The following is a 1,111-nucleotide window of genomic DNA, read 5'->3' on the forward strand; positions in this document are numbered from 1 at the left end:
CCTCGTGCAGGGCGCCCATGGTCATGACCACCGCCCGGCGCCCGGGCGTCCCGGGTCCCCCGGGCGCCTCGGACCCGGTGCGACGCAGCGCAGCGTCGAGCTCCGCCCGGGTCCGCGCGAGCACCGGCCCCGCCGCCGCGGGGCTGCCGGTCTCGGGCACCCGCTGGGGCACGGCACCGTCGGTCATGCGGGGTCCTCCTGGTCGCCGGGGCCGGCCTCGGCGAGCACGTCGAGAAGCCGTCCCGCCTGCTGGGTGGTGATGCGGTGCCCGGTCAGGGCACGGCCCGTCGCGGCGCGCGCGAGGGCCCGGTACGTGGCAGGCAGGTCTGCCGCGGTCGCCTCGCGCCCGGCCAGCGCCGCGAGCTCCCGCAGGTGGGACGCGACCGTCCCGGCGTCGCCCCGCACCACCGGGCCCGTCAGCGAGGACACGCCGCTGGAGCCCACCGCGGTGCCATCCCCCGCCGTGCCGGCGCCGCGGACCGCGCTGTCCAGCGCCGCCGAGAGCAGGGGCCCGAGGACCCGGTCCGGCGCCTCGACACCCGCGGCCGCGAGCGCCTGCGCGGCCTGCGCGACGAGCACGACGAGGTGGTTCGCGCCGTGCGCGAGGGCCGCGTGGTAGAGCGGGCGCATCGCCTCGGACACGACGACGGGCTCGCCGCCGACCTCGACGACGAGGGCCTGACCGATCGGCAGGACGGGGGCGGCCGCGGTCACGGCGAAGGTGCAGCCCACGAGCCGGCCCAGGTCCAGGGACGTCCCGGTGAAGGTCATCGCCGGGTGCAGGGCGATCGGGATCGCGCCGGCGGCGCGCGCGGGGCCGAGCACCTCCGTGCCGAGGGCGCCGGCCGTGTGGACGACGAGCTGCCCGGGCTGCCAGGCGCCCAGCGCCGCGAGCCCGCCGACGAGGTCCGCGAGGGCGTCGTCGGGCACCGTGAGCAGGACGAGCTCGGCGCGCTCCACGACCTGGGGCACCTCGAGGTGCTCGACCCCGGGCAGCAGCGTGGCGATGCGCTCACGGCTCTCCGCCGAGATGCCGCTCGCCCCGACGACGGCGTGCCCGACGGCCCGCAGCGCGCTGCCGAGCACGGCGCCCACGCGGCCCGCCCCGACG

General features: G+C 79.7%; 1 protein-coding gene and 1 pseudogene. Both read right to left on the minus strand.

Annotated elements, in window-relative coordinates:
* A pseudogene (locus N866_RS18630) lies at window positions 1–187 on the minus strand (hypothetical protein); the annotation flags it as partial.
* Window positions 184–1,111: Rossmann-like and DUF2520 domain-containing protein (locus tag N866_RS18635; protein ID WP_034229585.1), on the minus strand; the 928-nt coding region annotated here is incomplete at its 5' end. The gene N866_RS18635 and the pseudogene N866_RS18630, both read right to left, overlap by 4 nt.

The organism is Actinotalea ferrariae CF5-4 (assembly GCF_000603945.1).
Lineage (GTDB): Bacteria > Actinomycetota > Actinomycetes > Actinomycetales > Cellulomonadaceae > Actinotalea > Actinotalea ferrariae.